This is a genomic window from Microbacterium umsixpiens (assembly GCF_053543675.1).
This window is the reverse complement of the sequence record NZ_JBLVOH010000257.1, coordinates 1-6,000: the sequence shown is the minus strand read 5'-3', so window position 1 is coordinate 6,000 and position 6,000 is coordinate 1. Positions and strand designations below refer to the sequence as shown.

2 protein-coding genes are annotated in these 6,000 nt (G+C 70.7%); both read left to right on the top strand.

Translation table 11 applies throughout. The features are described 5' to 3' along the window. The first annotated feature begins 1 nt into the window (after window position 1). Window positions 2-1,099 carry a glycerate kinase gene (locus ACNPM4_RS20910; protein WP_448987046.1) on the top strand — a complete coding sequence of 366 codons (1,098 nt, stop codon included), beginning with the start codon at window positions 2-4 and terminating at the stop codon, window positions 1,097-1,099. 201 nt (window positions 1,100-1,300) lie between these two features. Next, a partial coding sequence (locus ACNPM4_RS20905) for a carboxypeptidase regulatory-like domain-containing protein (protein ID WP_448987045.1) occupies window positions 1,301-6,000 on the top strand: 4,700 nt, incomplete at its 3' end.

Sequence of the window (6,000 nt, the reverse complement as noted above, 5' to 3'; positions counted from 1 at the left end):
GGTGCTGGCGCCCGACAGCTTCAAGGGCACGCTCACGGCGGCCGACGCCGCGGCGGCGCTCGCCGACGGATGGACCGCGGTCGATCCGGCTGCGGAGTTCGTGCATCGACCGATGGCAGACGGCGGCGAGGGCACGGTCGCCGCGTTCGAGGCCGCGGTCCCCGGTGCGGTTCGGATGCCCGTGGTCGTCGACGGGCCTGCCGGAACCCGCATCGACACCTCGTGGCTGCTGCTGCCGCCGAGCGAGGATGCGCCCGCGGGAACCGCGGTGGTCGACCTCGGTTCGACCTCCGGAATCGAGCTCCTCGACGAGCTGCAGCCCTGGGATGCTGACACGACGGGCCTCGGCCAGGCCATGGCCGACGCCCTCGACCACGGTGTCTCGTGTCTCGTGGTCGGCATCGGATCGAGCGCCTCGACCGACGGCGGCACCGGGATGCTCACCGCGCTGGGTGCGCGGTTCCTCGACGATTCCGGCGCGCCCGTGGCCCGCGGTGCCCGCGGGCTCGCCCAGATCGCCACGGTCGACGTGACGGGGGTGCGGGCGGCACCCGAGGTACGCGTGCTGACCGACGTCACCAACCCACTCACCGGCCCGCGGGGTGCCGCCGCGGTCTTCGGGCCGCAGAAGGGGCTGCGCTCTGCAGAAGACATCGCCCTCGTCGATGACGGTCTGCGCCGCCTCGCCGACCTGCTGGGCATCGACCCGGCGGGGGAGGGGTACGGCGCGGCGGGAGGCACCGGTGCCGCGCTCGTCGTGTGGGGCGGTGCGCTCGCACCCGGCGCCGCCGAGGTGGCCGAGCTCATCGGCCTCGCCGACGCGATCGCCGACGCCGACTTCGTCATCACGGGCGAAGGCTCCTACGACGGACAGTCCGGCGACGGCAAGGTGCCCTCGTTCCTCGCCGGCGTCGCCGCTGCGGCGGGCACCCGCGCGCTGCTCGCCGCCGGACGCATCACCGCGGATGCGGACACCGCGCTGTTCGCGGCATCCGTTTCTCTCACCGATCTCGCCGGCTCCTCCGAGGCCGCTCTCGCCGACCCCGCGCGCTGGCTGCGCGAGGCCGGCGCCGTGCTGGCCCGCGCCGCCGCGTCCTGAGGTGCTTCTCGGCGTTTCCCCGTCGAAAACTAACCATCCGACGTAGGGTTCGCCCTCTGCTACGATCAGCGCAGAATACCGGTTGTTCGATCGAATGGACTGAGCCGGCTTCGCTCGATCTAGGGGAGATTGTCCGTGAGTCCTGTCCGTTCGCGCCGTCGCGCTGCGCTGTCCGAATCGCACCGGGGGCTCCGGTCCCGCATGCTCCGCACCGGCGGGGTCCTGCTCACCGCACTCGCGCTGATCGCCTCCTCCGCAGTGCCCGCCGTCGCCGGCGAGATCGCACCCGCGACCCCGACGATCGTCACCGCAGCGGCACCGGATCTGGTCAGCGACGACCCCGCCGTGGTCTCCGCGGCCCACGGAGCGCAGATCAGCACCGAGCTCGGTGACGTCTCATCGCGCGACGCATCGTCCGACGATGCCTCCACCGATGATGCCTCCGACGCCGAGCCGCCGACCCCGGATGCCCCGGCAGCGCAGTCGCGCATCGTCGATGCGGCAGCGACCGAGGCGGGCCCGCCGGAATCGAGCTACGGCGAGGTGGTGAGGGTCACCGTCTCCGGACGCTTCGTGACCCCCGCAGGCGCGGCGGCTATGGGCGTGAACCTTCGGGCAGAGGCCATCTACGGCGATGGTCCCGGCCTGCTGGCTCAGATCACCACCGGTGCGAACGGGACGTTCACGATGAACGTGGAGACGGCGCGTCCCTTCTACCTCCTGGTGACCCCGGGCGCGGGCTACGTCCCTGGGACGATCGGCACCGACCGCAAGATCCTTCCGGGCAACTGGTCGGAGGGTCAGTGGGTCCTGGAGCCCGTCGCGGCCGTCTCGACGCTGGGCGATGTCGCGCTCGTCGCCGGACAGCAGGTGTCCGGAACCGTGACGGTCACCGGTCCGCTGTCGCCCACCGAAGCTCGGCTCCAGTTGTCGTCGGACGGTGCGCAGTTCGAGCAGCCGCTGTCGATCCAGACGGGCTCGACGCCCTGGTCGATGACCGTGCCCAAGGGTACGTATCGCGCCTCGGTGAGCGCCTACGGGCCGGGCATCCAGGGCTACCACGGAGGCACCTCGTACGAGACCGCGAAGCTGATCATCGTGAACGGCGCGGTGTCGAACATCGGGATCGGTGTGACCGTGAACTCCCGGACGATCTCGGGCACGGTCCGCGACCTGAAGGGGAACCCGGTCGAGGGTGCCGGTGTCATGCTGAACCCGCGCCCGTGGGTGCCGGGGAGCCTCTCCCGGTCCGCCTCCACCGCGGCGAACGGCACATACACCCTCATCAACGTCGTGCCAGGTACCTACGATCTGAGCTTCTACGGCTCCGGACCGGTCACGTACTGGCCCGGGGTCAGCAATTGGGCGGATGCCGGGACCATCACCGTCACGAGCGCGTCCGCCTCGCTCACCGGCCACAACGCCACGGTGACGGCCGGGGTGCGCATCACCGGGCGATCCACCAATCCGGACGGGACTGCTCGACAGGGCGACTCGATCTCGTTCACCCGGGCGGGCAGCGACGACGTCGCGTCCACCGTGACCGGCGCCGACGGCTCGTACTCGTCCTACAACCTGCCGGCCGGCGACTACACCGTCGGTCTGAGCCACGCCGGCTCCGCAGGGGCGCCGCAGCAGTGGTACGACGGCAAGAGGAGCGCCGCCGAGGCCAATACCGTGCGCGCGACGACGGACGGCGCGGTCTACGGCGGCATCGACTTCGTCGCCGTGAAGGGCGGCTCGATCACCGGTACCGTGTCCTTCGCGAACGGCGTCGCGGTGAACGGCGCCACGGTCTCGGTCTACGCCGCGCATGACACCTACCAGCCCGTCGCCACCGCGACCACGGATGCGCAGGGCCGATACGCGGTCAAGGGTCTCAACCGCGAGAACTACGTCGTCAAGGTCACCTCGGGCTCCAGCGGCGTCGCCGACGTCTGGTTCGGGGCCAGTGCCGACGATCCGGCCGCCGTCGTGATCGAGCTCGGTCTCGATGCGACGTTCCGCGCCGATGTCACCGCCGTCCTCGGCGGCACGATCAGCGGAAGCCTCACACCGAGCGTCGCAGGTGAGACGTACTGGGTCACGCTGATCAGGCAGGACGGCTCCGCGCAGCGCTCGATCGCGGTGCCGACCACCGACGACTCCGCCGTTGCATGGGAGGTCTCCGGCCTGACGGGCACGTGGATCGCTTCGGTCGACGATGTCTACTGGAACGGCGCCGGCTCGCCCGATGGGTTCACGCCGATCACCGTCGCCCCCGGTCAGGTCTTCGGCGGCGTCGACATCGATCTGCGCAAGGACCTGAACGTCACCGGAACGCTGAGGACCACCGACGGATCGGAGATCGCGCGCGTCGACGTGACGATCGAGCGCCAGGACGGCGAGTGGTGGAACTACGTCGACTCCTCGTATGTGACCGGCACGAAGTTCGGGTTCTCCGTGGAACCGGGCGTGTATCGGGTGCGCACCTCGGGATACTCCCCGAACGGCGACGCGCTGCGTGAGACGACGACGCCTCTCACCGTCGTCGCCGGGAAGCAGACGGTGCTCGACATCACGACCCAGCGGGGCTGGACGATCAGCGGACGCCTGACCGACGCGGCGACGGGTGAGCCGGTGTCCGGGGCATCCGTCCGGGCGCACTCGCTCGTCACCTACTCGTCCGCCTACGGCACGACCCAATCCGATGGAAGCTACCGCGTCGTGGTCGGGGCCCCCGGCGCCTGGGACGTCGTCGCGGGGGAGGGCTCTACCACCTACTCGGCGGCGACTCGACGCGTCACCGTCGCCGGCACCGATCTCACGGACATCACGTTCGCGCTCGCCAAGGGGCAGCGCGTGAGCGGCCGGGCGACCGGCGAGAACACGACGAATCCGCTGCCCGGCATCCAGGTCGATGTCTGGAACGCCGCGGGGGAGATCGTCGCCTCGGCGACCACCTCCGGCGATGGCACCTATCGCACTCCCGCCCTGGCCGACGGCACCTACACCGTGCGCTTCGTGAACTGGAACGGACTGTACGTCGAGGAGTGGTGGAAGGATGCCACGACCTCGGCAACCGCGACGAAGATCAGCGTCGCGGGCAAGCCGGTCACGGCCGTCGACGCCTCCATGCGTCTCGGCGGCGTCATCATCGGGTCGGTGCTCGACGCCGACGGCAACCCGCTCGCCGGGGCCACGGTCGGCATCGCGTCGATGCCGGACACGGGGATCGGGGCGTTCTTCGCACCCCTGACGCAGATGTTCGGTGCCACGCCCGGGGGAACGATCCTCGACGTCGAGACCACCACCGATGCGGACGGGACCTACACGCTGCCACCGGTGGAGGCGGGATCGTACGGGTTGTACGTCTACTCGCCGACGACGGGCACGACGTGGTTCGACGGCAAGAAGACGTTGAGCGAGGCGGATGCCGTCGAGGTCTCCGCCGGAGGGACCGTGAGCGTCCCGCTGCAGCTGCGTGCGCTCGCCTCGGGGGAGGAGCCGCGCACGCCGGAGCAGTCCATCAGCGACGAGTTCACGATTCAGCGACAGCCCGCCGACGTCACCGTGACCGACGGCGAGACGGCGACTTTCCGCGCGGCCGCATCGGGCGCGACAGCCCCGACGATCCGGTGGGAGAAGCGCAAGTCGGGTGCCTCGGCATTCACGACGATCGCGGGCGCGACCGACTCGACGCTCGCGCTGACCGGAACGCTGGCCGACTCCGGCACAGCGTTCCGCGCCGTCTTCACCTCGGATGGAGCGACGAAGACCACCGACATCGCGACGCTGACGGTCATGGCCAAGCCCGCGGTGCCGAAAGCGCCGACGGTGCCGGTCGTGTCGAAGCTGCAGGACGCGGCCGCACAGCTCGACTGGACCGCGCCCGCCTCGGGAGGATCTCCGATCACCGGGTACTCGGTGCGGATCTACACCGGGGGAGCGCTCGTCCGAGAGATCGCCGTCACCGGTGAGTCCTTCTCGCTCACCGGGCTCACCGCGCAGACGACCTATGCGGCGTCTGTGACCGCGGTGAACGCGGTCGGCAGCGGTGTGGAATCGCCGCGTGTCTCGTTCACCACGCTCAAGCCCCTGACGGTGCCGACCGCTCCGACCGCGGTGTCGGTCGTTCCCGGCGACGGGCAGGCTGTGGTGTCGTGGAAGGCACCGACCTCGAACGGCGGGTCTGCGATCACGGGTTACACCGTGACGGCGTCGCCGGGCGGTGCCAAGGTGACGACGACGAGTGCCACGACCGGGACGGTCACCGGGCTCACGAACGGAACGGCCTACACGTTCACGGTCACGGCGAAGAATGCGATCGGCACGTCGGTCGCGTCTGCCGCCTCTGCGGCCGTGACGCCGACGACCGCCCCGACCGCTCCGGTTGCCCCGACCGCGGTGTCGGCGGTGGCCGGCAACGCTCAGGCGACGGTGTCGTGGACGGCATCGGCGTCGAACGGCGGGTCCGCGATCACCGGTTACACGGTGACAGCGCAGCCCGGCGGCAAGACAGCCACGACCACGGGTGCCACGACGGCCACGGTCACAGGCCTCGCGAACGGGACGGCGTACACGTTCACGGTGAAGGCGACGAACGCGGTCGGCTCCTCCGCGGCATCCGCCGCATCCGCCGCGGTCACGCCGAAGGCCGCCGTCGCCGCGGTTTCCCGTCAGTCGGGGCCGGGTCGGTATGAGACGGCGGTGGCGGTGTCGGTGGCGTCGTTCCCGACGGCCGGCGTACCGGTGGTGTATCTCGCGAACGGGCGGGACTTCCCGGATGCGTTGGCGGGTGCGGCGGCGGCGGGGCACTTCGGTGGTCCGGTGCTGCTGACGGAGCCGGGGGCGTTGCCGCCGGTGGTGGCTCAGGAGTTGGCGCGTCTGAAGCCGCAGAAGATCGTGATCCTCGGTGGCAC